The organism is Fodinicola feengrottensis, from assembly GCF_010993775.1.
Lineage (GTDB): Bacteria > Actinomycetota > Actinomycetes > Mycobacteriales > HKI-0501 > Fodinicola > Fodinicola feengrottensis.
In genome coordinates this window covers 1-24239 of record NZ_WOTO01000020.1, presented here as the reverse complement: position 1 = coordinate 24239, position 24239 = coordinate 1, and the positions used below count along the sequence as shown (strand labels likewise).

At 67.2% G+C, this 24239-nt stretch carries 19 protein-coding genes and 4 pseudogenes; 11 read left to right on the top strand and 12 right to left on the bottom strand.

Annotated features, from left to right (window positions below; all coding sequences use genetic code 11):
- Position 1 precedes the first annotated feature (1 nt).
- Positions 2–400 carry a DUF3040 domain-containing protein gene (locus tag GNX96_RS19455; RefSeq protein WP_163569188.1) on the top strand — a complete coding sequence of 133 codons (399 nt, stop codon included), beginning with the start codon at positions 2–4 and terminating at the stop codon, positions 398–400.
- Between the two features lie 6 nt (positions 401–406).
- On the top strand, positions 407–1825 hold the full coding sequence (locus tag GNX96_RS19450; protein WP_163569187.1) for an amidase: 1419 nt from the start codon (positions 407–409) through the stop codon (positions 1823–1825).
- Positions 1826–2057: 232 nt separating this feature from the next.
- Here the strand turns inward: GNX96_RS19450 and GNX96_RS19445 are convergent, their stop codons facing one another.
- From GNX96_RS19445 to GNX96_RS19425, 5 genes and pseudogenes are all read right to left on the bottom strand, one after another.
- The gene (locus GNX96_RS19445; RefSeq protein ID WP_163569186.1) at positions 2058–2321 is read right to left on the bottom strand and encodes a hypothetical protein; all 264 of its coding nucleotides are present in this window, start codon (positions 2319–2321) and stop codon (positions 2058–2060) included.
- A gap of 366 nt (positions 2322–2687) precedes the next feature.
- Positions 2688–4219: pseudogene (locus tag GNX96_RS19440) on the bottom strand (DUF3488 and transglutaminase-like domain-containing protein); the annotation flags it as partial.
- A 91-nt stretch (positions 4220–4310) separates the two neighbouring features.
- Positions 4311–5615 (bottom strand): DUF58 domain-containing protein, encoded by a 1305-nt coding sequence (locus tag GNX96_RS19435; protein WP_163569184.1) that lies wholly within the window; start codon positions 5613–5615, stop codon positions 4311–4313.
- A complete protein-coding gene (locus GNX96_RS19430) occupies positions 5615–6652 on the bottom strand; it encodes an AAA family ATPase (RefSeq protein ID WP_279580840.1) in 1038 nt (345 codons plus the stop codon). The genes GNX96_RS19435 and GNX96_RS19430 overlap by 1 nt, the downstream gene beginning before the upstream one ends.
- A 95-nt stretch (positions 6653–6747) precedes the next feature.
- A complete protein-coding gene (locus GNX96_RS19425) occupies positions 6748–7245 on the bottom strand; it encodes a hypothetical protein (protein WP_163569182.1) in 498 nt (165 codons plus the stop codon).
- A gap of 180 nt (positions 7246–7425) precedes the next feature.
- Here GNX96_RS19425 and leuS point away from each other — a divergent pair.
- Positions 7426–10312: pseudogene (gene leuS / locus GNX96_RS19420) on the top strand (leucine--tRNA ligase).
- A 116-nt stretch (positions 10313–10428) separates the two neighbouring features.
- On the opposite strand, the gene GNX96_RS19415 reads toward leuS, so the two are convergent.
- The 6 genes from GNX96_RS19415 to GNX96_RS19390 form a co-directional block, all read right to left on the bottom strand.
- Positions 10429–11031, bottom strand: coding sequence for a hypothetical protein (locus GNX96_RS19415; protein ID WP_163569181.1), 603 nt, complete (start codon positions 11029–11031; stop codon positions 10429–10431).
- Positions 11032–11285: 254 nt separating this feature from the next.
- Positions 11286–12050, bottom strand: a complete 765-nt coding sequence (locus GNX96_RS19410) for an amino acid ABC transporter ATP-binding protein (protein ID WP_163569180.1) — start codon at positions 12048–12050, stop codon at positions 11286–11288.
- A complete protein-coding gene (locus GNX96_RS19405; RefSeq protein ID WP_279580839.1) occupies positions 12047–12820 on the bottom strand; it encodes an amino acid ABC transporter permease in 774 nt (257 codons plus the stop codon). Before GNX96_RS19405 ends, GNX96_RS19410 begins: the two co-directional genes overlap by 4 nt.
- A gap of 109 nt (positions 12821–12929) precedes the next feature.
- On the bottom strand, positions 12930–13640 hold the full coding sequence (locus GNX96_RS19400; protein ID WP_163569179.1) for an ABC transporter substrate-binding protein: 711 nt from the start codon (positions 13638–13640) through the stop codon (positions 12930–12932).
- On the bottom strand, positions 13586–13825 hold the full coding sequence (locus GNX96_RS19395; protein WP_163569178.1) for a hypothetical protein: 240 nt from the start codon (positions 13823–13825) through the stop codon (positions 13586–13588). Before GNX96_RS19395 ends, GNX96_RS19400 begins: the two co-directional genes overlap by 55 nt.
- A gap of 10 nt (positions 13826–13835) precedes the next feature.
- Positions 13836–15011 carry an NAD(P)/FAD-dependent oxidoreductase gene (locus tag GNX96_RS19390; protein WP_163569177.1) on the bottom strand — a complete coding sequence of 392 codons (1176 nt, stop codon included), beginning with the start codon at positions 15009–15011 and terminating at the stop codon, positions 13836–13838.
- A 348-nt stretch (positions 15012–15359) separates the two neighbouring features.
- Here GNX96_RS19390 and GNX96_RS19385 point away from each other — a divergent pair, with 348 nt between their 5' ends.
- The 4 genes and pseudogenes from GNX96_RS19385 (at position 15360) to GNX96_RS19370 (ending at position 17510) form a co-directional block, all read left to right on the top strand.
- Positions 15360–16100: a LysR substrate-binding domain-containing protein gene (locus GNX96_RS19385; protein ID WP_163569176.1), complete on the top strand. Its 741-nt coding sequence runs from the start codon at positions 15360–15362 to the stop codon at positions 16098–16100.
- Positions 16097–16699, top strand: a pseudogene (locus tag GNX96_RS64070) (M1 family metallopeptidase); the annotation flags it as partial. The gene GNX96_RS19385 and the pseudogene GNX96_RS64070, both read left to right, overlap by 4 nt.
- Positions 16700–16766: 67 nt before the next feature.
- Positions 16767–17129, top strand: a complete 363-nt coding sequence (locus GNX96_RS53210) for a M1 family aminopeptidase (protein WP_279580838.1) — start codon at positions 16767–16769, stop codon at positions 17127–17129.
- Positions 17130–17216: 87 nt separating this feature from the next.
- On the top strand, positions 17217–17510 hold the full coding sequence (locus GNX96_RS19370; RefSeq protein WP_163569173.1) for a M1 family metallopeptidase: 294 nt from the start codon (positions 17217–17219) through the stop codon (positions 17508–17510).
- Here the strand turns inward: GNX96_RS19370 and GNX96_RS19365 are convergent.
- A complete protein-coding gene (locus GNX96_RS19365; protein ID WP_163569172.1) occupies positions 17507–18031 on the bottom strand; it encodes a GNAT family N-acetyltransferase in 525 nt (174 codons plus the stop codon). The genes GNX96_RS19370 and GNX96_RS19365 overlap by 4 nt on opposite strands.
- A 431-nt stretch (positions 18032–18462) precedes the next feature.
- Between GNX96_RS19365 and mraZ the strand changes: the two genes are divergently transcribed.
- The 4 genes and pseudogenes from mraZ (at position 18463) to GNX96_RS19345 (ending at position 22839) form a co-directional block, all read left to right on the top strand.
- Entirely contained in the window at positions 18463–18897 is a 435-nt protein-coding gene (mraZ, locus tag GNX96_RS19360; protein WP_163569171.1) for a division/cell wall cluster transcriptional repressor MraZ, read from the top strand.
- A gap of 209 nt (positions 18898–19106) precedes the next feature.
- Positions 19107–20034: pseudogene (gene rsmH, locus GNX96_RS19355) on the top strand (16S rRNA (cytosine(1402)-N(4))-methyltransferase RsmH).
- Complete coding sequence (locus GNX96_RS19350; RefSeq protein WP_163569170.1) at positions 20031–20777, top strand: hypothetical protein; 747 nt, start codon at positions 20031–20033, stop codon at positions 20775–20777. The pseudogene rsmH and the gene GNX96_RS19350 overlap by 4 nt, the downstream one beginning before the upstream one ends.
- 109 nt (positions 20778–20886) lie before the next feature.
- On the top strand, positions 20887–22839 hold the full coding sequence (locus GNX96_RS19345) for a peptidoglycan D,D-transpeptidase FtsI family protein (RefSeq protein ID WP_163569169.1): 1953 nt from the start codon (positions 20887–20889) through the stop codon (positions 22837–22839).
- Positions 22840–24239 lie beyond the last annotated feature (1400 nt).

Below are 24239 nucleotides of genomic sequence, written 5' to 3'. Positions count from 1 at the left end.
CGTGCCGCTCTCCGAGCATGAACAGCACCTGCTCGAGCAGATCGAGCGTGCGCTGGTCGCCGAAGACCCCAAGTTCGCCTCGACCGTACGCGCCGCCGATCCGCGTCACCATGTCCGTCGCCGGATGGTGCTGGCCGGCATCGTCGCGGTCGTCGGGCTGGCGCTGGTGTGTGTCGGCGTGATCTTCGGCAAGCCGGACGTGTGGGGTGTGCCGATCGTTGCCGCCGTCGGCTTCCTCGCGATGTTCGGTGGCCTGGTCTTCGGACTCAGCGCCTACCGGCACCGCCAGTTGGAGGCGCCCGGTGCGAGTTCCGAGGAAGGCGGCGAGCGCCGCCGCGGCTCGCTGATGGACCGGCTGGAAGATCGCTGGCGTCGCCGCCCGAACCGCTGGACCTCGTAAGTTTCGGTGCCTACCGAAGAAGATCTCGTTTTCCTTGGTGCCCGGCAGCTCGCTGCTGACATCGGAGCTGGTGAGCTGTCCGCACGCGAAGTGCTGGACGCGCACCTGCGCCGCATCGAGCGAGTCAACCCGGCTGTCAACGCGATCGTCACGCTGATCGCCGATCGGGCCATGGAGCAGGCCGTACGGGCCGACCAGCTGGCCGCTTCGGGTGGACCGTTGGGCCCGCTGCACGGTGTTCCGATCGCCCATAAAGACACCAACATGACGGCCGGCATCCGGACCACCCTGGGCTCGCCGGTGTTCGCCGACCAGATCCCGGACCACGACGACCTGGTGGTGGCCCGGCTGCGGGCCGCCGGCGCGATCAGCATGGGCAAGACGAACGTGCCGGAGTTCGGCGCCGGGGCGCACACTTTCAACCCGCTCTTCGGGCCGACCCGCAACCCGTACGCGCTGGACCGCTCGGCCGGCGGCAGCAGCGGGGGAGCCGCGGCCGCGGTCGCCACCGGCATGCAGCCGCTCGCGGACGGCAGCGATTTCGGTGGCTCGCTGCGGTTCCCGGCCTCCTTCTGCAACGTCGTCGGCCTGCGCCCGTCAGCCGGCCGCGTCCCGGCCTATCCAGCCGCGCTCGGGTGGGCGTGGCTGCCCGTCGACGGGCCGATCGCCCGTACGGTCGCCGACGTCGCCTTTGGGCTGTCCGTGATGGCCGGTCCGGACGACCGTTCACCGCTCTCGCTGCCGGAGCCGGGAGAGGTGTTCAGCGCAGCCTTGGACCGTGACCCCGCCGGGTTGCGAGTGGCCTACTCGACCGACCTCGGCGGCACGCTGCCGGTCGACCCGGAGGTCAGGGCCGTCATCGCGGCCGCGGCCGGAGTCTTCGAACGGCTCGGCGCCCACGTCACCGAGGACTGCCCAGACCTCTCTGGTGCCAACGACTGCTTCCGTACGCTCCGGGCCGCGTCCTTCGCGTACACCCTCGGACCGCTGGTGGACGCCCATCCTGGCCTGATCAAGCAAACGGTCGTCGAGAACGTGGCGGCCGGCCGACGACTGTCCGCCGCGGACATCATGGCCGCACAGGAGCAGCGGACCACCCTCTACCGGCGGATGCGCGCCTTCTTCGACTCGTACGACGTGCTGGCCCTGCCCGTCAGCCAGCTGCCGCCCTTCGACGTGGACCTGGAGTTCCCCACCGAGATCGACGGCACCGCGACCCCGCACTACCTGGACTGGATGCGGTCCTGCACCGACATCTCCGCCACCGGCCTGCCGGCGCTGTCCGTACCGGCCGGCTTCACCCGCGATGGCCTGCCGGTTGGGCTGCAGCTGGTCGGCCGCTGGCACGGTGACTTCGACCTGCTGCAGATCGGCCATGCCTTCGAACAAGCCACCCAGCACGGCCAGCACCGCCCGCGAATGTAACGAAACGGACAAAACTGAGCTGTTTCGTCACATTCGCGGGTGTCAGCCGCGAGGGGGGGGACCTGGGGAAGCGGAAAACGCGGCCGACGGCGTGGCGTACCCGCCAGACCCCATTCCGCGGTCGCCTCGCTCCATCGGCTCGTCGGCTCCGACAGCGCGGCCAGCGCGGACGCCGGCAGCAGGGCGGCTCGCCAGCGGCGACGCTTGGACACCGCGCGGCTGAGCTGCCGGCCTACGGTCGCGGCCGCTTCGTCCAGACCCTGCGCCGGCGCCGCGTGCGGCGCGCGTATCTGGCCTGCTCCTCGGCACTGGCCAGCAAGTCGATCGCGCTGACCCCGGCGGCGTCCAGGCTCGCCTCGGATTCCAGCCGTTCGGCCGTGCTTCGCGGTGTTTCCGAGACGTCCAGTGGGAACTGCAGGTCGGCCGCGGTGTCCAGGACCTCGTCCCAGCCGGCGTGCGCGGCCGTGGTCGGTCTGCCGGCCTTCGCGATGGTCATCCGGCGGCGCCGGATGCGACTGCGCAGCATCGTCGTGGGCACACCAGCATGCACAGCAACACGGCCAGCAGCAGCCCCAGGCCCCACCACAGGGCCGGCGGCGGGCCGGTCGGTGCCAGTCCGTTGGCGGCTGGGTCGGCGCTGTCCTGCTGCTGGTCCAGCTTGCTTCGGGACTTTCCGGCGGCGCCGGTCGAGGCGCTTGCGGTGGGCGCCGCGTTCGGGGTGGTGCTGCCAGCGGCGCCCTGGCCGCCGTCCGGCTGGGTCCACGGCAGCGGGGTCCGTACGGTGTTCGGGTCCGGCGGGGGTCGGGTCGAAAGGCACCCAGCCCAGGCCCTTGAAGTAGATCTCCACCCAGGCGTGCGCGTCGTGGGCGTGCATCGAGTACGTGCCATCGGCGATCTTGCGGCCCTGGGTGTGAAACCGACGGCGACTCGGGCCGGCAGGCCGGCCAGCCGCGCCATGTACGTCATGGCCGAGGCGTACTGCTCGCAGTAGCCGCGCTTGTTCTGCAGGAAGTCGACCAGATCGTTGCCGCTGTTGCCAGGCCTGGTCGAGGTGTCGTAGACGAAGCCGTTGCCGCGGAAATACTGGTCGATGGCGTTTGCCTTGTCGATCCAGGTCGTCTTGCCGCGGATGAGCGGGTCGACGATGCCCTGCACCTGCGCGAGCACCGGCACCGCGCCGTAGTGCTGCATGATCGGGTCGCTGGTGGGCAGCTTCGGCGCCGCCTCCAGGGCGGACAGGTCGTAGTCCACGTGGGTGGAGGTGAACTGGTAGGTGGCGGTGCCGGTCTTGCCGTACGGGCTGAAGATGTTGCCCGACAGCGAGTCGAGGTGCCAGTCGCCGTCGATGTCGACCTTGGTGCTGTTCGGGTAGACCGGCAGATACGGCGAGGCAGTCAGGCCGGTGATCTTCACGCTGCTCTTCACCGTGTGGTGCGCGGCGTTGGCGTCCACACCGGGCGCCGCGATTGGCCCACTTGTGACCCGGTTGCGGGCGCTGCTCTTCGCGTCGCCGGGGGACCAGCCGGCCTGCGGGCCGGACGGGGTGAAGGTGTCGAGCGTGGCCAACCGCAGATATTGCAGCTGCTGGCTCGTCTCGTTGGTGTGCAACTGCAGCATCTCGCTGTTGCTGGGCTGGGTGAGCTGGCCCTTCAGGGTGGAGATCGGGTTGACCAGGGTGGCCCGGCCGGCGCCGGGCCCGCCGAAGCCGCCGCCGTTGAACAGCGCGGCCAGGTTGCTGCCTGGCAGGCTGGGCAGCAGCAGCGGAATCACCACGGCGACCGCGATCCCGATCAGGCCGATCCGGCGGCCGGCGGCTCCGATCGGGGTGTTGGTGACATCGCCGGAGGTCGAGTCCATCGGCGTACGGGCCGGCCGCATCATCCGGCCCCAGCCGCGGATCCGGTCCCGGTGGTCGGTGGAGATCAGCCAGAGATAGCCGCCCGCCCCGAGGACGAACAGCGGCCACGGGATCCCGGTGCCGGTCACCGACACCGGGATCGCGTAGAGCGCCAGCATCGGCAGGCCGGCGAGCGCCGGCCGGCGCAGGCCCACCGCGACGATGTCGGCGACGATCGCGACCATCCCGACGCCGACGGTGGTCAGCAAGACCAGGCCGGCCGAGGCGTTGGTGGGCGTGCTTTGCGTGACCACGTCACTGACCCCGCCGCGGACCAGCGAGGACAGCGCCTCCAGGCTCTGCGGGGTGGGGACAATCCCGAACCAGTTCCCGGTCCGTACCAGGATGAGGACGACGTAGAGCGCCAGCCCGACGACCATTACCGCTGGTTGCAGCCACAGCGGGACGCGGAGCAGCCGAGCGAAGGCGGCGGACGCGGCGACCGCCACCATCGCGCCCACCACCGGCAGCAGCCAGCCCCAGATGGAGTTGAAGATCGGTCCGAGCGCGCGGTCGCCGACAGCAGGACCGCGATGGACACCACAACGGTCCGGCGCAGCTGCCAGGACAGTGCGGACATGGTGGGCATCAGCGCGGTCCCTCGATTCCGCTCGCGGTCGGCAGTTCCAGCGTCGAGCCGCCGCGGCCGGACCAGGTGGTCACCTGCCGCCAGAGTTTCTCCAGCGGGTCACCGTGGCCGGCCTCCACGACCTTCCAGCCAGCGCCGCGCAGCAGCTGGACGGACAGGTCGTACGCCTCCCGGGTGGCGACCATCTCCGTCTCGCCGGCCTGCCGGGTCCAGGTGGTGGTGTCCAGCAACAGTGCGGCGCACGGCCGGCCACCCTGGGACAGGTTGGCGAGCTCCGCGGCGGCTTCGTCGTCCAGCAAGCCGAGAACGGCGATCAGGACGCCGTCGCCGCCGTGCTTACGCAGCCGGGTGACGCCGTCGGTGAAGTGCCGTTGGTGCGACAACCGGGCGCCGGCGAGCAAGTCCATAAGAGGGCCGTCCGTGGAGTGCCGGCTGGTCTCTACCTCGGTACCGATGTCGGTCACCGTCTTCAGCGTGTAGCCGCGGCCGTACAGGTGCACGGCCATGCTGGCGACCGCCGAGACCGACCACTCGAAGCTCGAGCCGGGTCCGTCGCCGCGGTGGCCGATCGCCCGGGTGTCCAGCAGCAGGCTGGCCCGGCTGTGCCAGGGCTGCTCCTCGCGGCGAACCATCAGGGCGCCCACCCGCGCGGTCGACTTCCAGTGCACCTTGCGCAGGTCGTCGCCGATTCGGTATTCGCGGGTGGCCGCGTCGTCCTCGCCGTGCACGGCGGCCGTACGCCCGCGGTTGTCGCCGGTGCCCTGCCGCTGGCCGGTCAGCTGGACCGCCGGCAGCGGCTTCGCGGCCGGGATCACCGACAGCCGCTCAGTGCCGGTGAACGACTTGTTCAGCGCGCACAGCCCGAACGGGTCGGTGACCCGGACCTGCAGCGGGCCGAGCTGGTAGTGGCCGCGTACGTCCGCGCGGGCCTGGTAGCTGACCCGGGCCGACTGCCGGGACCACAGTCGGTCCAGCACGAACCGCGGCCGGCTGCCCAGCGCGTACGGCAGCTGTTCCTCCAGCAGGAGCACCCCGGTTGGCAGCCGCGAGGTGTTCTCCACCGTCAGGGTGACCTTGACCGGCTTGCCGGCTGGCACCCGGTCAGGGCTCAGCGTGCGTCGGCACGACATCAGATAGCGGGTCCTGGCCACCGCCAGCGACGACAGGATGGGCAGCAGGATCAGGAGCACGGCTACTCGTAGCAGGTCGTTCTCGCCCAGGATCAGCGCGCACACGGCGCTGGCGATCCCGGCGGCCAGGAAACTCCGGCCACGCAGTGTGAGTCCCCGCAGCGCGGAGAACACTAATGTGTCCGGGCGGTCGGGACCGGGACCCGGCGGAGCAGCTCATGCACGATCTGCTCGGCCGTACGGCGGTGGGACTGCGCCTCGGAGCTGGGCAGCAGCCGGTGCGCGAGGACCGGCAGCGCCAGGTGCTGGACGTCGTCGGGCAGCACGTATTCACGGCCGACCAGGGCGGCGGCCGCACGTGCGGTGCGCAGCAGGTGCAGGGTGGCCCGCGGGCTGGCGCCCAGCCGCAGGTCCGGGTGCTGGCGGGTGGAGGCGACGAGCTCCACCGCATATTGCTTCACCGGGTCGGATACGTGCGTACGCCGGACGATGTCGATCATCGCGCGGATCTGGGCCGCGTCGGCGACCGCGCGCAACGAGGCCAGCGGGTCGGTCATGCCGTGCTGGTCGATCATCGCCAGCTCGGCCTCCTGGGCCGGGTAGCCCATCGCGATGCGGGCGGTGAACCGGTCCCGCTGCGCCTCCGGCAGCGGGTAGGTGCCCTCCATCTCGATCGGGTTCTGGGTGGCCACCACCATGAACGGGCTCTGCAGCTGGTACGTGGTGGAGTCAACCGTGACCTGGTGCTCCTCCATGCATTCCAGCAGCGCCGACTGGGTCTTGGGCGAAGCCCGGTTGATCTCGTCGCCGACCACCAGGTTCGCGAACACCGCGCCGGGCCGGAACTCGAAGTCGTGCGTCTCCTGGTTGTAGACGTTCACACCGGTCACGTCGGTCGGCAGCAGGTCCGGGGTGAACTGGATCCGGCGGACCGAGCAGTCAATGGACCGGGCCAGCGCCTTGGCCAGCATGGTCTTACCCACGCCGGGCACATCCTCGATCAGGAGGTGACCCTCGGCGAGCAGCACGGCGATCGCCAGCCGTACGGTCGAGGTCTTACCAGAAATGACGTTTTCTATGTTGCGGACAATCCGCTGAGCCGCGTCGGCGAGGTCATTGTGGGTGACCAAAGCGCCGCCCGCCGGGATCTGACCGTTCTGCGCCGTCTGGCCAAGCCGAGGCTCGAACTCCTCCAGCATGCCGTGAGCCACCGTCCACTCCCTCCCGCTGGCCGCGCATCGTCGGCCCCCGTCGGCCGATGGTTGGGTCCTCGGCCGGTCTATACCCCGTGTGTTCGCTGTGAGCGTCAATCCTCGCAGGTGGACGCTCGCGGCGGCACCGCAACTCCGGATTCCGTTTGCTGTTCGTGATCATTGCTGGTCAGCCCGGTGATGACGGAGTCTTTTCCGGTGTCTTTACGGGCGAACCACCCTGCGTCGTCGTGCAACCGCCACGCCACCAGCCCGGCGACTAACGCGGGTGGACCCACGTCGACACCGACAGTCACCAGCCACGCCGGCGCGCCGATCGTACGCAGGGCCGCCACCGCGAGCAGCGCGAGGCCGGCCAGCTCCAGCCAGCTCCACCATCGCCGCTGGTGGACGGCGATGGCGGCCACCGGCAGCGCCAACGCGATGCCCAGGCCGTAGCCGAGCCAGTCAACCAGCATCCAGTGAGTGTCCCACCGCGGCCCGGCCGATGGCCGATCCGGCGACCAGGTCTGGCCGTACGAGAACCGGACCGGAACCCGGCCGCGCGGTTCCGCGTCCGCGCGACCTGGTGACAGGGCGGTCGGCGCCGGCACGGTAGACTCTTCGCGTGGCGGCATACGGACTGCTCCTTAGTAGGCCGTACTGATCCGCTCCCGCCGGTTGGCGGGACCGCGGCGATCAGTACGGCGACCCCTCCTGCGCGAGGGGTTTTTTCGTGTCTGGGGCACTTCCCGTACCGACAACAGACTTTGTGAACCCGAAGGATTGAGCAGATGAGCACCGAACCCGCTGTTGACGCTTCTGCCGACACGCCCCCGCATCGCTACACGGCCGCGCTGGCGAACCAGATCGAGACCCGCTGGCAGGACCGCTGGCAGACCGAGGGCACCTTCCACGCGCCGAACCCGTCCGGTCCGATGGCCGAGCCCAGGACCGGCCCCGGCGGGGTCGACCTGATCAACCGGCCAAAGATGTATGTGCTGGACATGTTCCCGTACCCGTCCGGCGCCGGCCTGCATGTCGGGCACCCGCTGGGTTACATCGCCACCGACGTGCTGACCCGCTTCCAGCGGATGAACGAACGGCCACAACGTGCTGTACACGATGGGCTTCGATGCTTTCGGCCTGCCGGCTGAACAGTACGCGGTACAGACCGGCACCCATCCGCGAAAGACCACGCAGGAGAACGTCACGGTCTTTCGCCGGCAGCTGCGCCGGCTGGGACTGGGTCACGACGACCGCCGGTCGATCGCCACCACCGATCCCGAGTTCTACCGCTGGACGCAGTGGATCTTCCTGCAGATCTTCAACGCCTGGTTCGACCCTGAGCAGCAGAAAGCCCGTCCGATCGACGAGCTGATCGCCGAATTCTCCGCTGGGCAGCGCGAAACACCGGATGGCCGGGCGTGGTCGGCATTATCCGACGTGGAGCGCCGCGAGATCGTCGACGGCTATCGGCTGACCGTACGATCGGACGCGCCGGTGAACTGGTGCCCGGGTTTGGGCACCGTGCTGGCCAATGAGGAAGTCACCGCCGACGGCCGCAGTGAACGCGGCAATTTCCCTGTGTTCAAGCGCGGAATCTGACCCAGTGGATGATGCGCATCACGGCGTACGCGGACCGGTTGCTGGCCGACCTGGACCGGATGGACTGGCCGGAGCCAGTGAAGCAGATGCAGCGCAACTGGATCGGCCGTTCGGTCGGTGCGGCGGTGCATTTTGGTACGGACGCTGGACCGCTGACGGTTTTCACCACCCGCCCGGACACCCTGTTCGGCGCCACGTACATGGTGGTGTCGCCGGAGCATTCGATGCTGTCCGCACTGACGCCGGCCGGGTGGCCTGCTGACACCAAACCCGCATGGACCGGCGGGTTCGCGACTCCGGCCGAGGCGGTGGCCGCCTATCAGGCCGAGGCCGCGAAGAAGACCGAGACGGACCGGACCGCGGATTCCCGTGAGAAGACCGGAGTTTTCACTGGTTCGTACGCGATCAACCCGGTCAACGACCAGCGGATCCCGATTTTCACCGCCGACTACGTGCTGACCGGTTACGGCACTGGCGCGATCATGGCGGTGCCCGGCCAGCAGGACCAGCGAGACTGGGATTTCGCGAAGGTTTTCCAGCTGCCGATTATTCGTACGGTGCAGCCGTCCGAAGGTTTCGACGGCGACGCGTATGTGGGCGAGGGCGCCGCGATCAACTCAGCCAACGCCGAGATTTCGTTGAACGGCCTGGAGGTCAAGGCCGCCAAGGCGCTGATCATCGAATGGTTGGAAAAGCGCGGATTCGGCGAGGGCACGGTTCAGTACAAGCTGCGCGACTGGCTGTTCAGCCGGCAGCGCTACTGGGGTGAGCCGTTCCCGATCGTGTACGACGAGACCGGCCTGCCGATCGCCGTACCGGACTCGATGCTGCCGGTCGAGCTGCCCGAGGTCGAGGACTATTCGCCGCGCACTTATGCCGACGACGATGCGAATTCCGCACCGGAACCGCCGCTGGGCAAGGCCACCGACTGGGTCGAGGTCGAGCTGGATCTGGGCGACGGACTGAAAAAGTACCGCCGCGAGACGAACGTGATGCCGCGCAGTGGGCCGGTTCCTGCTGGTACGAGCTGCGCTACCTGGACCCGACGAACTCCGACGCGCTGGTCGACCCGGCCGTCGAGGAGTACTGGATGGGTCCGCGCGGCGCCGGCGAGGTCGGCGGCGCCGACCTGTATGTCGGCGGGGTCGAGCACGCGGTGCTGCACCTGCTGTATTCGCGGTTCTGGCACAAGGTCCTGTTCGACCTGGGTCACGTGTCCAGCGAGGAGCCCTTCCACCGGCTGATCAACCAGGGTTACATTCAGGCGTACGCGTATCAGGACAGCCGCGGCCAGTACGTCCAGGCCGACCAGGTCACCGAGACGGGCGGCAAGTTCTTCTTCGAGGGCAACGAAGTCAAGCGTGAGTACGGCAAAATCGGCAAGAGCCTGAAGAATGTTGTGACACCGGACGACATGTGCGCGGCTTATGGCGCGGACACGTTCCGGATGTACGAGATGAGCATGGGTCCGTTGGAAACCTCGCGCCCCTGGGACACTCGCGCGGTGGTGGGCGCGCACCGGTTCCTGCAGCGGGTCTGGCGACTGGTCATCGATGAGCAGACCGGGGACGTACACGTCAACGACGACGACGTTGACGAGGAAACGCTGCGGCTGCTGCACAAAACGATCGACGGTGCGCGCCGCGACTACGCCGGCATGAAGGCGAACACCGCGGCCGCGAAGCTGATCGAGCTGACCAACCGGCTGACCGTGGTGGCCGCCGAGCGCGGCGCGGCCCCCCGGGCGGCCGTCGAACCCCTGGTCCTGATGACCGCGCCACTGGCCCCGCACGTGGCCGAAGAACTGTGGTCGCGGCTGGGCCACCCGCAAACCCTGACCTTCGAACCCTTCCCGGAGGCCGATCCCGCGCTGTTGACCGAGGACACCGTCACTTATCCGGTCCAGGTCAACGGAAAAGTCCGCGGCCGGGTCACCGTCCCCGCGGACGCTTCCCAGGACGACGTGCTGGCCGTCGCGTTGCCGACCCGACCGTCGTCGCGGCTTCCCTCGCCGGCAAGGACATCCGCAAATCCATCGTCGTCCCCGGCCGAATAGTCACCCTGGTCGTCTAGAGGGCTTAAGACGACTTCGTCGTCCAAAGCCCTCTAGCGGCCCACCGCGAACTCGACGTTTTCGTTGTCGACACGCCGAAAGAGGCAACGAAAACGTCGAGTTCGCGAAGGATTTCTCAGTGCAGCTTGAGCTGACCTATCAGTCCAAAGACCAGGTTTTTCTCAGCCTCGTAAATTGTCTCGCTGCCACCGGTCTTGGACCAGTTCGCGCCCCGAACCGTCAGTTGGATCACCACGTTGGCCACTCTCGTGGTGATCCGGCTGCTGTTCTCGCCGAAAGGGTTGTCCAAGCAGTATTCGTCGCCGATCGCGGCCTCTCCTGGAGCGCCGGTGAGTTCCCAGTCGTCATGACAGGAATCCTCGTATGCAGCGTGCGCTTGGGCGGCCGGTGTGGCCAGGATCCGGCCGGAATACCGTTTGATCTGTACGCTGACCACGAGATAAAGCGAGTCCGGCTGGGGTTGGGTGGAGGACCACACACATGACGCGAGGCCGCTGGTTCGTACGTCGTCCCTACTCGAGCGGATGTCTTCCGGCCAGTAGTGGTCCAGGCCGGCCTTGCGCAACCCCTCGCAGCCGGGCGGCAGAGTGCTGGCGATGGAGTGCCGTACCAGGCTGAAGCCGGACTGGTACAGCAGGGATCCGGCCGCGCTGACCAAGACCAGGGTGCCTGCCAGAGCGAGCGACCCGATGACCAGCGGAACCGACTTCCTTGACATTCAACGGATGCTAGGGCGTGTCTCCTCATCCCAGGCGGCGAGGGCCGAGCCCAAACGCCGTCTGCCAGCACCGGGCGATCACCTCCATACAACAACGGTATGAAGGCGACCGCCCGGCACCGGCAGACGACGCTTGGATCTCGACCCTCATCCACCTGGAATGAGGAGACACGCCCTAGCCAGCCGCGGCACGGCTCTCTTTCCTCATCAGGCAAACAATCGGACCACGATGACCATGGTCGTGTGGTGCTCTCTCAGAGGACTTTGGCGAGGAAGTCCTGCGTACGCGGATGGGTGGGGTTGGTCAGCAGAGCGGTGGGCAGGCCGCTTTCGACCACGGCGCCGCCGTCCATGAACACCAGGTTGTCGGCGATTTCGCGGGCGAAACCCATTTCGTGGGTGACCACCACCATCGTCATCCCGTCGCGGGCGAGTTGTCTCATCACGTCCAGGACCTCACCGACAAGTTCGGGGTCCAGAGCGCTGGTCGGCTCGTCGAAGAGCATGAGTTTTGGCTGCATGGCGAGCGCTCTGGCGATCGCGACCCGTTGTTGCTGGCCGCCGGAAAGCTGGGTGGGATAGGCATTCTGTCTGTTTGTCAGTCCAACCTGCTCAAGCAGCGCACAAGCCTCACGCCGGGCGGTTTCCTTGCTCTTGCGGTCGACCTGGATGGGCGCCTCCATGACGTTCTCCAGAGCGGTGAGGTGCCCAAAAAGGTTGAAGCGCTGGAAAACCATCCCGACCTGCCGCCGCTGGCGGGCGACTTTTCGTTCGGTCAGCTCGTAAAGCCGGCCACCGCGTTCGGCGTAACCGACCGGTTGGCCGTCGACGTAAAGACGGCCGGCATCGATACGTTCCAGGTGGTTGATGCAGCGAAGGAAAGTCGACTTCCCGGAGCCGGACGGGCCGATGATGCAGCACACCTCACCCGGCTCGACGCGCAGGTCGACGCCGCGGAGCACCTGCAGTGGGCCGAAGTTCTTGTGTACGCGTACGGCTTCGACAGCGGCTGAGGTCATCGAGCACTCCCTGCGGAGAACCGGCGTTCCAGGAAGAACTGGCCGACGGTGAGGACGGACGTGACGATGAGATACCAGATCGACGCGGTGATCAGCAGCGGGATTGTCTTGTAGTTGTCCGAGTAAATGAGCTGCGCGGCATAGAGCAACTCCGGAAATGCCAGCACACTCACCAAAGACGATGTCTTGAGCATCGAGATCGTCTGATTGCCAGTGGGCGGCACGATCGCACGCATCGCCTGCGGCAGAACAATTCTCCGTAATGTGAGCGTACGACTCATGCCCAGTGCCGCTGCGGCCTCGCTCTGTCCATGGTCGACGACCTGGATGCCGGCTCGCACAATCTCCGCCATGTAGGCCGCTTCGTTCAGCCCAAGTCCGAGGATCGCCGCGCCGAAAGCGGTAATGATGTCATTGGCCGAGAATGTGAAGAATGCCGGGCCGAACGGGACGCCGATCGAGAGCTTCGGATAGAGGGCGGAGATAAATCCCCAGAAGAGCAACTGCACGAACAGCGGCACACCACGGAAGAACCAGATGTAGAGCCACGCGATGCCCGACAGGATCGGATTCGACGACAGTCGCATGATCGCCAGCACCGCACCCAGGACAATGCCGATCACCATCGAAATCGCGGTCAGTTCGAGGGTGTTGACCAGCCCGGACAGAATGCGATCAGAGAGGAACCACTGCCCGACGACCGGCCATTCGAAGCGCGGGTTGGTGATCAGGCTGTGTACCAGCATCGCCGCGAGGACGAGCACCACCACCGCGGCGACCCAGCGGCCCGGATGTCGGACGGGTACGGCTTTGATCACCTCGCCGTCCGGCGCGGCCGCCGTCAGGCCGGAGTCCTTTTGCAGCGACACATCGTGTCCTTCAGTCGGAGTTGTGGTTGACGGCCGCGCTCGGAACCCCGCCGTTCGCGACACCCCAGCGGGTCAGGATCTGTTTGTACGTGGGGGAATCGATCAGATGTTGCATCGCGAGGCGCACTGGCTGCAGGAGACCGGAGGTCTTCGGGATGCCGATGCCGACCGATGACGTGTGCGCGACCGCGATGACCTGCACCTGGCCGTCGGACTTCTTTTGTGCGTACTCAAGAACGGGCGAGTCCTGCATCACCCCGTCGGCGCGTCCCGCGATGCCGGCGAGAATGGTGGCCTGCTGGTCCGGCAGCACCATCGGCTGGATCGGCTTCTTTCCGGCTTTCACACAGGCCGCTGAATATTCGGGCACCCTGGTGGACTCCTGGAAGGAGCCCTTGAGTACGGCGATCGTGTGCCCGCACATGGTGTCCAGTCGCATGCCGAGCGGATTGCCTTTGCGTACGGCCAAAGCGGTGCCGGACGAGAAGTAGTCGACGAAGTCCAGCACCTTCTCGCGCTTCACGGTCGGCGACATCTGTGCGATGGCGAGGTCGTACTTTCCCGCTGCCAGCCCGGGAATGATCGAGTCAAAACCGATGCCGACGATTTTGACACGTACGCCAAGCGCTTGCCCGAGTGCTTTGGCGATGTCCGGGTCGAGCCCGATCACGCTGACCCCGTCCGGCCCGGAGAAGTGGTTCGGCGGACTGGAAACGTCCATCGCCACCACCAGCTCTTTTTTCGCGCGACAACAGCGGCCGGCAGCTGGGCGATCGCGGCCGTGTCCGGAGTCAGTGGGGTGAGGACGCCCGGTGGTTCGGCATCGCCGACCTGGGTCGGATTCGCGCACGCGCCGACGCCGACCATGGTGATCGCCAGCAATCCCGCGAGCAGCCACCTGCGCATGGTCCCCATTTCAGTGCACCAGAGCGGTCCCACCGCCGGCGCCCATTCGGTAGTCACGGCGCTCGATCTGCGCGCCGCGTGCGAAACGGTGGTACGAGAACGGCCGGAGGTCGGCGCTGGTCGCCTGTCCGTCCTGGATCAACTCGGCAAGGCACGCGCCGATTGCCGGCGCTTTCTTGAAACCCGAGCCACTCATGCCGACAGCGAGAACCAATCCGTCGATCCCGTCGACCGGCCCGAGGATCGCACAGTGATCGGGGGTCACGTCAAGTGGACCGGCCTGGGTGTGGCTGATGGGTTGACCGCTAAAGGCCGGGAACGCCTCGGCGAGCCGGTCCCGGGCCCGCTCGGCGAAACCGGGCGCGACGGGTACGTCGTCGAGGTCGCTGAGGGTGTCCGCGTTGGAACTGCTCATACCGACCAACGTCCGATCGGCGTCGTACGGACGCGCGTAAATTCCGTTCCGACGGTCGATAACGGCCGGATGCCCGGCAATTCCGACGAGCGGTGCCGGCCGGCGCACGACCGCTGCCTGCGCGCGCGTCGCGGTGATCGGCAGGTCGAGACCAAGCGGCCGCGTCAACGCGTTCGACCAGGCGCCGTTGGCTAGTACGACCACCTCGGCGTTGATCGGACCGTCGTTCGTGGCGACACCCACGACGTGACCACCTGCGGTCAAAAGGCCGTCGACAGAGCAGTTCTCCCGTACGTCCGCACCCAGGCGACGGGCCGCGTCGACAAGACCGCGGGTGGTGGCAACGGGATCCGCATACCCGCTCTCCGGTTCGTACGCGGCCGATTCGTCGTCCGCCACCGCGAGCCCAGGCACCACCGCCCGGATGTCCGACGCAGCCAGAGTTTCCGTCGTTGCGCCGAGCCTCTGCAGTGATTTTACGTTTTCCCGCAACAGTTTCGTGTCGTCCACGCCGACCAGCTGAACGAATCCGGTACGTACGAAACCGCAGTCGCCACCGACCCGGTCGGCCCATTCGGTGAACCAGGGCAGCGCGGCGATCGCGAGCGACGCCTCCGGATCGTTGGTGTAGTGGGTGCGTACGAGCGCGCACCCGACCGGCCGGTCGCACCGGACGCCGCGCGCGCGCCGCTCGACCAGTGTCACCTTGCCGACCCCCAGCCTTCGCAGGTGGAAGGCGACGCTCGCCCCCACCACACCCGCGCCGACCACAACAACCTCACTTTGCACCTGTCACCGTCCTCGTTTCCGCAGGTGATACGAGCGTGACTGAGCCGGAGCCGGAGGACAAGGCCAACCAGCAGGAAAGACTGTTGCCTCATGCGTAAGCTTTGCTTGTGCTCAACCCGGTGCATCTCGACACCCTGCAAGTGGTGCTGCAGCGCGGCTCGTTTGTGGCCGCGGCCGACGTGCTGGGCTACACCGCGTCGGCTGTCTCTCGCAGCAGATGTCGATGCTGGAGCGGGCCACCGGGCTGGCGCTTTTCGAGCGTCTGCCGCGAAGCATTCAACCGACCGCCGCCGCGCGCGCGCGAAACTGGCTCGGGAAAGTGTCGACCTGGTGGCCGGCTTGCGATCGCTGGAGCTGGACGCGAAAGCACGCGCGGCAGGGGAGACCGGGCAGCTGCAGATCGGCAGTTTCTCCAGCGCTGGCATGCGTTTGCTGCCGTCTGCGCTGGCCAACCTGTTGCGTACGCGCGGCGGCGTCGCGGTGGAGCTGGAGTACGGTGAGCCGGCGGATCTGCTGCCGCTGTTGCGAGACGGCCGGCTGGATGTCGCGCTGGTCTACGAAAACGAGATCGAACAGCGGCGCTGGCCGGCGAACCTGGTCACCGTCCCGCTGCTGACCGAGCGACGGTATGTCGTTCTGCCACCCGGGCACCCGCATCGCGACAGAAATCCGGTCAAGCTCACGGATCTGCGCGACGATCCCTGGGTGACCAGCCTGGAATCGCCGGGGCTGGCGCAACTCTGCGCGTCTGTCGGTTTCCAGCCGCGAGTTATCGTGCGCAGCGACGAATATTCGGTGGTCGGCGCGCTGGTACGCGCAGGTGTCGGTGTCACCCTGCTGCCGGAGTTGGCGTTGCCACCGTATCCGGAACTGACTGCCCAACTTCTCACCCCGGAGCCGCCGCCGCGATACGTGCACGCGCTCTATCGCCGTACCAACAACAATCCGCTCGTGCGCCCGTTGTTGACGGCCCTCGCCGAGGCCGCCGCCCCCAGTTCTAGCGGCCCAGTTCTAACCGACAGTTTCCGGCCACACCGAGAACCCTCGTTTAGCGCTAGCATCCGCAGATGACAATCGTGAATCTGCTGCTGGTAGCGGTGCTGGCGGTCCCGTCGCCAGGTGCGGCCGGCATCGGGGATCCGTATTTTCCCGCTGCGGGCAACGGAGGATATGACGTCGCCAGCTACGATATTGACGTTCGTTATCAACCTGCAACCGACGAGTTGGCTGGTACGACGAAAATCGTCGCTCGCGCAACCCAGGATCTGTCTCGATTCGATCTCGATTTCGCGCTCACGGCTCGTCGAGTCACGGTCGATGGAAAGACCGCCGCGAACGCGGCGAATGGGCAGGAACTGGTGATTACGCCGAATCATCCGGTCCGTGCCGGCGAGGTGTTCACGGTCAGCGTTACGTACGCGGGCATTCCGAGCACGGTCAAGGTCGACGGTGTGTCTGCGTGGACTCGGACGAAGACCGGGGCAGTGGCGACCGGGGAGCCGGCGATCGCGCAATGGTGGTTTCCGTCCAATGACCATCCTCGGGACAAAGCCGCGTTCCGGACCACGATCACGGTTCCGGCCGGGATTCAGGCGATCAGCAACGGAAATCTGAAGTCGACCCGGACCGCGGGCGGGTGGACGACCTACCGGTGGGCTGAGCCGTTGCCGCAGGCGACCTATGGCATTTATGGCGATAGGGAAGTACGACGTCGAAAGCGGACGGACCGCCTCGGGGTTGCCGTACGTTTATGCGTTTGCCCAAGGGGATTCCGCGGTCAACCGGCAGGCGCGGGCGGATATCAGGCGGACCGGCGAGGTTGTCGACTGGTTGTCACAGCAGTGGGGGCCGTACCCTTTCGACGCCGTCGGCGGTGTGCTGATGGAGGACAAGAACGATCTCGCGTTGGAAAACCAGACTCGGCCAACGTATCCGGAGGCATTCTGGGAGCCGGTTGAGCCTGGGCAGCCGGTCGAGTCGGCGATCGGGCTGATGGTGCACGAGAACGCTCATCAGTGGTTTGGTGACAGTGTGTCGGTGAAGAACTGGCGCGATATCTGGCTGAACGAAGGCTTTGCGGTGTATTCCACCGAGCTGTGAGACGAAGCGCATGGCGGCGAGACCGCGCAACAGTATTTTGACGACCTGTGTGGATACTTCCCGCCGGAGTCGGATTTCTGGACCACGGTGGTCGCGGATCCGGGCGCGGCCCATCTGCTCGGGCTGTCGGCGTACACCCGCGGTTTCATGACGCTGCAAGCGTTACGCAACCGGATTGGCGACAGCGAACTCCGCCAGGTGATACGCGCCTGGGTGGCGTCGAATCGATACGGCAATGGATCGACAGAGGACTTTGTCGCGCTGGCCAACCGGGTGTCCGGGCGTGATCTCAACGACTTTTTCCACGCCTGGCTGTATGCGCCGACGATGCCGTCGCCGACCCAGTACAACGGTTGCAGCGCGTCGGCCGGGCACTTTTAGAGGCGCCGGAAAGGTTCCGCGTAGACGAAATCGCCGCGTAGCGTTGCGGCGTAAGTGGTGAGGGTGCGGAGTTGGAAGGCAGGTTCCCATCCGGGATCAGGCGGGACGATGCCGGCGGGGACGGCTGGCTGGAAACCGAAGCGCGGATAGTAAGTCGGATGGCCGAGGAGGACTATCGCCGGCTCGCCGAGGGCGTCGGCGGCGCCGATGATGGCGTGCATCATCAACGCTTTTCCGGCGCCGCTGCGTTGGCGGTCGGGGCGTACGCCCAAAGGTCCGAGTCCTAAAACCGGAAGGGCATCAGGACCGACGGTTGCGCGCGTACACACGACATGGCCGATCACGTTGTCGTCTTCCACAGCCACCCACGAAAGTGCGTTGATCCAGCCGGCGTCCACGCGCAGTTCGTCCACCAGGTTCGCTTCGACTGTCCCGGGCGTTCCGTCCTCGCGTGCGAAAGCGGCCAGGTGAATCGCTCGTACGACCTCAGTGTCAGCTGGAATTTCTCGTCTGATCAGCACCGACCGAGTCTGCGACGACGGGTTCGGGCCGGCAATCGGGTTTTGTCGCCGGCCACACTCTGAGGATAAGTGCGTCGACGCGGTCGCTGGTCTGCGAGCGGGGCGGCGGGGGGTCGTGTCGCTGCGCGCCTCAGCTGGGCGCCACGGCGCTCCATTCCGCTCCCCTGGGTCCTCCACTTTGCCCCACATCTCCACCTGAGCCCGTGGAGAAACGGACATAACGGGCGTCAGGTGGATGGCTGGCGAGCGTACGAGTGCACCTTCGGGAATCGTCCTCCACTCTTCTCCACCGGCTCTGACCTGGGCAGTCACCCTCAATGGGGGTATGTTCGGAGCGCCTACGGGTTGTCCGTGGGGATTTGTGGGGTACAGTGGAGCGCAGTGGGGCATCAAGACGGCAGGATGCCTCGCTTGGGGGAGGGGAGGCCGGCATGTTTCTTGGCACCCATTCCCCGCGGCTGGACGACAAGGGCCGACTGTTTCTGCTGCCGGCGAAGTTCAGGGACGAACTCGCGGAGGGGCTTGTGATCACGAAGGGGCAGGAGCGCTGCCTGTTCGTGTTTCCGATGGCCGAGTTCACCCGGATCGCCGGACAGCTGCAGGCGGCACCGGTCACCCACAAGGCGGCTCGCGCTTATCAACGGGTCTTCTTCGCCAGTGCGTACGACGAAGTGCCCGACAAGCAGGGCCGGGTCACCATTCCGGCCGGGCTGCGGGAGTACGCGGGACTGACGAAGGAATGCGTGGTGATCGGGGCCAGCACCAGGGTGGAGATCTGGGACCAGCAGGCCTGGGACGACTACCTGACGGAGTCCGAGCCGGGCTTCGCCGACGTGGAGGAGGAGGTTCTGCCCGGGGTGTTTTAGGCACCCGCTGAAAAAGATCGAGGCCGTTTCGCCAGGCCTCCAGCCGCTCCGCTCCTGACACACCTTCCCCGGTGCCAGGCGTACGGAGCGGATGGGGACCTGACGAAACGTCAGCAGATCACCGCACACGCACGGCAGCGAAACTCGGGGGGGGGTCGACGCGCGTGGACGACAGTGCACCACAACAAGCACCACAGCACGTGCCAGTGATGGCAGAGCGAGTGGCTGAGCTGCTCGCGCCGGCCCTGTCCACGGGCCCGGCCGTGCTGGTCGACGCCACGCTCGGGCTCGGTGGTCACGCCGAGGCGATGCTGGCCGCTCATCCGCGGTTGCGGCTGGTGGCCCAGACCGCGACCCGGAGGCGTTGCGGCTGGCCAGTGCCCGGCTGGATCCATTCGGAGAGCGTTTCACCGGCGTCCACGCGGTGTATCACGAGATGACCGAGGTGCTCGAAGACCTGGACATCGACCGGGTCGAGGGCGTGCTCTTCGATCTGGGCGTCTCGTCGATGCAATTGGACCGTACGGACCGCGGCTTCTCGTACGCACGGGATGCGCCGCTGGACATGCGGATGGACCCGACCACCGGGATTTCCGCCGCAGAGGTAGTCAACACGTATGCGGCCGCCGACCTGGCCCGGATTCTGCGGGAGTACGGCGAGGAAAGATTCGCCGGCCGGGTCGCGAGAGCCATTGTCACCGAACGGGAGCGCACTCCGCTGACCTCCACCGCGAGGTTGGCCGAGCTGGTCCGGGACGCCATCCCGGCAGCCACCCGGCGCACCGGGGGACACCCCGCCAAGCGCGCCTTCCAGGCGCTGCGGATCGAGGTGAACGCCGAGCTGGAGTCGCTGCGCGGACAGCGCTGCCGGCGGCCATCGACGCCATCAGGGTCGGTGGCCGGCTGGTGGTGATGTCGTACCACTCGCTGGAGGATCGCATGGTCAAACGGGCTTTGACGGCCGGTGCCACGAGCACCTCGCCGCCTGACCTGCCGGTCGAGCTGCCTGGCACCGAGCCGGTGTTGCGGCTGCTCACCCGCGGTGCCGAGACGCCAACCGAAGCAGAGCTGGAGAGCAATCCGCGATCGCAGTCGGTACGCGTGCGGGCCGCCGAGCGAGTGCGGGACGCGTCGTGACTGCCCGCGCGACCGCGACCGTCCCGACCAGGACGGCTCCGGCGCCCAGCCGCTCGGCGGGTCGAGCCACCGTCGGCGCGCCCGCGCCGGCTCGGCCGCAGCGGCCGGTTCAGCCTGGCCGCCGGCAACCACCGCGTGATCAGCCCACCCGGACACAGCCGGCCCGCCCGAAGAAGACCGCCTCTCGGCGGTCCGTACCGCGGCAGGCCGGACGGCTCGGCGCGCGGCTTCTGCTGCCGCCACCGCCCGCTGCCAGCTCGGCGCCACGTACTCCCTTTGTCGTGCTGATCCTCGGTCTGGTCATCGCCGGCATGGTGTGCCTGTTGCTGCTCAACACCGCGGTCAACCAGAACTCGTTCCAGCTGAACACGCTGCAGCGCAACCAAAAGGTGCTGGACCTGAAGGAACAGGGCCTGCATCAGGACGTTAACCAGCTGCAGGCACCCGGCACGCTCGCCGCGGCGGCTCGTCGGCTCGGCTGGGTGCCAGCCGGGCAGCCGGCCTTCATCCGGCTCCCGGACGGCCGGATCCTCGGCGTACCGACGCCGGCGAAGGATCCGACGTCCAGCTCGGACGGTTCCTCCGACTCGAACGGTTCGCAGCCGCTGGTGCCGCCGGCGAACTCGACCGGTACACCCCAGGGCGGCCAGCCGTCGACGCCGCCATCCGGCGCCGCGAACTCGGCGGCGAGCGGCGCGAAATGCGCCGACCGGAGGTGCCAAACCACCGACCGGGGGCGCTAACACGCCGACTACCCCCACCACTGGGGGAGCCGCCGGGGGTGGCCGATGAGCCGCCCACCGGCCAACCGACCTCCCGGCCGGCGCGCGCGCCGAGACCAGCGGAGCAACGGTGCTACCGCTTCGGTCACGCGCCGACCGGGCCGGACGTACCGAACGGCCGCGGTACGCCACCGCCGGATCTCAGCAGTCCCGCGGTCAGCAAGGCGCGGCCCGCAAGCCCCGGCAGCCGGCCGGGCGGGTCCGGCCGAGCGCCGCGGTCCGGCGGATGGCGAACGGCTGGAGTCATCCGATCGCCGCTGGTACGTCGTACCGGCGGCTACGGATCGGGCTTGTGGTTGTCCTGCTGCTTTTCGTCGCGGTGGTCGGCCGGCTGGTCTACATCCAGTCCGCGGACGCTTCGGCGTGGGCGGCGGAGGCGAAGGACAGCCGCGAGATCTCGGTCAAGCTGAACGCTCCGCGCGCGGGGTCGATCGTCGACCGCAACGGCGCGGTGCTGGCCACCAGCGTGCAGGCCAAGGCGATCTTTGCCGACCCAGGTGAGGTCGACCACGTGCCCGGCACGCCGGCGAACAAGCTGGTGCCAGGTCTTGCTGAGGCGACCGCCGCGAAACTCGCCGGCGTCCTTGGCGTACCAGAGCAGACGCTGCTGGCGAAAATGACCAAGAAGACCAACACGACCACCGGCAAGGCGATCCGGTTCGTCTTCCTGGCGCACCGGCTGGACCCCGCGGTCGCCAACGTGGTGACGTCGATGAACCTCCCGGGCATCGGTACGCAGGACGAGAAGCGGCGCGACGAGCCGGGCCATGACCTGGCCGCGAACATCATTGGCTTCACCAACTCCGAGGGCGTGGGCGCCGCCGGTCTGGAGTCGTCTTTCAACAAGGTGCTCGCCGGCCAGGACGGCCAACACACGTACGAGGCGGACCAGAGCGGCATCCAGATTCCGGCCGGCTACGACAAAACCGTGCCGGCCCGGCCGGGCACCGGCATCAAGCTGACCATCGACAACGACGTGCAGTATCAGGCGCAGCAGATCATCGCCCAGCAGACTCGGGCGGCCGGTGGCTCGTTCGGTACGGCCGTGGTGCTCGACGTGAAGACCGGCCAGGTGCTCGCCGATGCCAGCTATCCGGCGTACGACGCGGCGAATCCGGGTGACTCCAACCCCACCACGTGGCGGGATGTGGCCACCCAGACGGTGGTCGAGCCGGGATCGGTGCACAAGGCGATCACCATCGGCGCCGGCCTGCAGACCGGGGTGATCCAGCCGGACACCGTGCTTGATCTGCCCGGCTCGATCACCAAGGGCGGGGTGCGTTTCACCGACACGCATTCGCACGGCCAGGTGAAGATGACGTTGCAGGGAATTCTCACCCAGTCCAGCAATATCGGCACGATCACCGTCGCCGACAAGCTCGGCGCGCAGCGACTTTATGACTTCCAGAAGGCATTCGGATTGGGTGCTTCCGACGATTTGGGCCTGCCCGGGGAAAGTTCGGGCATCGTGCAGCCGGTGAAGAACTGGAGCGGCCCGTCGTACGGCGGCATCCCGATCGGTCTCGGTGTCGCGGTGACGCCGATGCAGATGGCGTCCGTCTATCAGACGATCGCCAACAACGGCGTACGCGTCCAGCCGTCCCTGGTCAGCGGCACGATCGCCCCCGACGGCACGTATGTGCCCAAGGCAGCGCCCAAGCAGACCCGGGTGCTCTCGCCGGAGAACGCGGCCGCGATGCGCTGGTTGCTGGAAGGCGTGGCGACCCAGGAGGGCACCGCGCCGGCCGCCGCCATCGATGGCTACCGGGTAGCCGGCAAAACCGGTACGGGTGGGCAGGTCGCCGGAAACCACTACGAGAGCGGCAATGTCACGTCGTTCGTCGGCATGGCACCAGCCGACGCGCCGCGCTACGTGGTCGCGATTTTCGTGAAGGTCCCCGACAAAGCCGAGGGCGGCCCGATCGCCGGCCCAGCCTTCCACGACCTCATGAGCTTCGTCCTCCGCCACGAAGCCATCCCCCCCACCGGCAGCGTCCGCCCCCCCCTAAAAATCTACGGCTAACCCCGGCGGAGCCAAGCCCGCGAACCCACCCCGTGCGTGACTGTCACTTTCACAACCAAGTCAGCCAACTTCGACGGAACCTACCCCGTGCGCGACCGTCACTCTTCACACCAAAGTTGGTCAAATTTCGGCGTGACCCAACCCCCGCCGTCCTCACCCCGTGCGGGACCGTCACCTTCAACCCGTAGCTGGTCAACTTTGTACGGGACCCAGCCCCGTCCGGCGCCATCGGCCGCCAGGCCGATGTTGTCGCCCCTCCGGCAGGGGCGTCGGTGTTAGGACCCTGCGGTCTTTGCAGGGTCCTAACACCGACTCTCGTAGCCGTAGTCGACGGCGCCCGCGCCGAAGGCGCCAGAGATACAGGGCGCCATCGGTAGTAGCCCTAAGAAATCCCACCCCGACACCGCCCTTTGGTGTCGGGGTGGGATTTCTCAGGGCTGGTAGACGAGGCGCCGCTCCCGCACAGTCACGGCTTTTGACCAGGGCTGTCGCGTCCGCTGTGGACACGGCTTTTAAGCAGGGCTGTCACGTCCGCAGCAAACACGGCATTTGACCAGGACGCTCATCTCCCCAGCAAACACCGCTTCTAACCAGTGTCATCCCTTCCGAATGGACACCGCTTTTAACCAGGGCCGACAACGTTTCTCGTCGACCAAGCCAGGGCCGGCGGAGATCGACGATGACCGTTTGCCGCCCTGGTCAGAAGCGGTGTCCACGAGGGTGCGGCGCCTCGTCTACCAGCCTCGTGAAAGCCCCGCCTCCGCCCCAAAAACCGGGCCGGAGGCGGGGCTTTCACGAGGTTACTGCCGATGGCGCCCTGTATCTCCGGCGCCTTCGGCGCGGGCGCCGTCGACTACGGCTACGAGCGTCGTTCTGTCCGGCCCCGCAAAGACCGCGGGGGCCGGACAGAACGACGCTCCTGCCGGAGGGGCGACAACATCGGCCTGGCGGCCGATGGCGCCGGACGGGGCTGGGTTCTAAAGAACTCGGTCTGACATTGAGTGGGAGAGCGGCGGTGGAGCGGGGGTTGGGTTGCGTCGGGAGGTAGGCGCGGGGCTGGTTCTAGAGAAACTCGGTCTGATTTTGAGTGGGAGAGCGGCGGTGGAGCGGGGGTTGGGTTGCGCTGGGAGGTAGGCGCGGGGCTGGGTTTTTAGAGAACTCGGTCTGAGTTTGGGTGGGGGAGCGGCGGTGGGGCGGGGGTTAAGTCGGGCATGGTGCAGCCCAGAACCTCAACCGGCGGCAGTTCCCCTACAGTCCTGCTGACCCGAGTCCCGGACCTCGTCAAACCAGCCCGCTGACTCGTACTCACCAACGAAACATCCACCAGACGCAGTGGTGAAGAACACCGGACCGCCACGGCTGTCTGTACGCTGGGTGCATGGGGCGTACGGGTAGGGTTC

Excerpts from the sequence above, each read along its gene's own strand:
- GNX96_RS19445 (WP_163569186.1), bottom strand. The coding sequence starts at position 2,321 with ATGACCATCGCGAAGGCCGGCAGACCGACCACGGCCGCGCACGCCGGC.
- GNX96_RS19415 (WP_163569181.1), bottom strand. The coding sequence starts at position 11,031 with ATGTCAAGGAAGTCGGTTCCGCTGGTCATCGGGTCGCTCGCTCTGGCA.
- GNX96_RS19410 (WP_163569180.1), bottom strand. The coding sequence starts at position 12,050 with ATGACCTCAGCCGCTGTCGAAGCCGTACGCGTACACAAGAACTTCGGC.
- GNX96_RS19400 (WP_163569179.1), bottom strand. The coding sequence starts at position 13,640 with ATGGACGTTTCCAGTCCGCCGAACCACTTCTCCGGGCCGGACGGGGTC.
- GNX96_RS19395 (WP_163569178.1), bottom strand. The coding sequence starts at position 13,825 with ATGCGCAGGTGGCTGCTCGCGGGATTGCTGGCGATCACCATGGTCGGC.
- mraZ (WP_163569171.1), top strand. The coding sequence starts at position 18,463 with ATGTTTCTTGGCACCCATTCCCCGCGGCTGGACGACAAGGGCCGACTG.